This is a genomic window from Rothia sp. HMSC069C04, assembly GCF_001812895.1.
GTDB lineage: Bacteria > Actinomycetota > Actinomycetes > Actinomycetales > Micrococcaceae > Rothia.
The window spans coordinates 1-1601 of record NZ_KV810764.1 but is presented as its reverse complement, the minus strand read 5'-3'; the positions used below and the strand labels follow the sequence as shown (position 1 = coordinate 1601).

Here is a 1601-nt window from a genome sequence, read left to right as displayed (position 1 = left end):
CGAGCACCTACTCGAAGGAACTCGGCCCATGTCATTTCACATTACACTCGACCATATTTCGTACGCGCACCCGAGTGAGCCTCCACTTTTTGTGAACCTTTCGGCGGTGTTTTCGGCACCTCTGACCGGACTCATTGGCGATAATGGTTGCGGAAAAACAACCCTTATGAGGTTGATTTTGGGCGATTTGACCCCGGATTCCGGTTCTTTGGCGGTGCCGGAGCGCATGGCGTATCTGCCTCAGGATTTGGGTCTGGATCGGGAACAGACCCTCGCCGAGCTCTGTGGAATCTCCGAGATTCTGTGGGCACTGCAGGCAGTGGAATCCGGCGAATACTCCCCCGAACTCTACGACACTATTGGCGATAACTGGGACGTTGAGGAGCGCACCCTCACCGCCCTGGCCACCTACGGGTTCACCCCGGGGACCCAGGTGGACCGCGATAACCCCGATACCGTTCGCGCACTCTTTGCCCGCCAGATGCACAGCTTCTCCGGTGGCGAGGCGGTCATTGCCGCACTTGCCTCACTGATGGTTTCTGACCCCGAGTTCATTCTGTTGGACGAGCCGACCAATAACCTAGACTCTGCGGCGAAGGCTCAGCTCTTCACGGCACTGGAAGCGCTGCCCTGCCCGGCGCTCATTATTAGCCACGACCGCGACCTATTGGAGCGCATGCACGTGATTGCGGAGCTTCACGCCGACCGGCAGGGGCTGGCTCATCTGCGCCTCTTCGAAGGCAACTACAGCACCTACCGCCAGGCGCTGGACACCGAACAGCAGGCAGCTCAGCGTCGCGTGAGCGAGGCGAAAAACCGGGTACGTTCTGCGCACCGTGAGTGGGTGCATGCGCAGGAGATTATTTCGAAGAACATGGCGCAGGTGTGGAAGGACGACCAGCCGGATACGATTCTTGCCCTCGCCAAGGATGCCTCACGGCAGGCGGCGGCGAAGCTTCGAGTTCTGCGCGTCGGCAAGCAGGAGCAGGCTCAGGAGGAATACCAGAACGCGCAGAATGAGGTCCGCGTGCAGGAGAAAATCTATGCCGAGCTGAGCCAACAACCCCTACCCGCGGGACGTAAGGTGCTGGAGCTGAGCAGGGTTGATTCTCGCTGTGTTGACTCTCGGGTTTCACGTGAAACATTTGCCATTCAGCAACCCACCAAGGTTGATTCTCTGCATATTTCACCCGCCGGGGCTGATAGCGAGAGCCAGCAGGGAACCCCGGCGGAGCGCCCCGAGCACCTGATTCTCAGCGGCCCCGAGCACCTGCGCATCACCGGCGCAAACGGCAGCGGCAAGACCACCCTCCTTGAGGCAATTGCCCACGCCGGCGACCCGGAGTACCGCTCCCCCGTGGAGCCCGCCTACCGCGTCGAGTACTGCATCGAGGGGGCGTACATTCCTCAGCGCATCACCCTCGACCCGGAGCTCACTCTTCTGCAGAGCGTGCAGCGGGCTAACCCTGGCGTGAGCGAACAGCATCTGCGTGACCAGCTGGCGCGGCTGCTTTTCCGTCGCGAAAGCGTGCACCATAAGACCAGTGAGCTCTCCGGTGGTGAGCGGTTCCGCGCCGCGGTGGCGCAGGTGCTTCTGGCTG

1 protein-coding gene is annotated in these 1601 nt (G+C 61.1%); it reads left to right on the top strand.

The genetic code is table 11. The annotated features are described in order from the left end of the window. Positions 1-28 precede the first annotated feature (28 nt). On the top strand, positions 29-1601 hold a 1573-nt coding region (locus tag HMPREF2879_RS09040; RefSeq protein WP_246822948.1), incomplete at its 3' end, for an ATP-binding cassette domain-containing protein.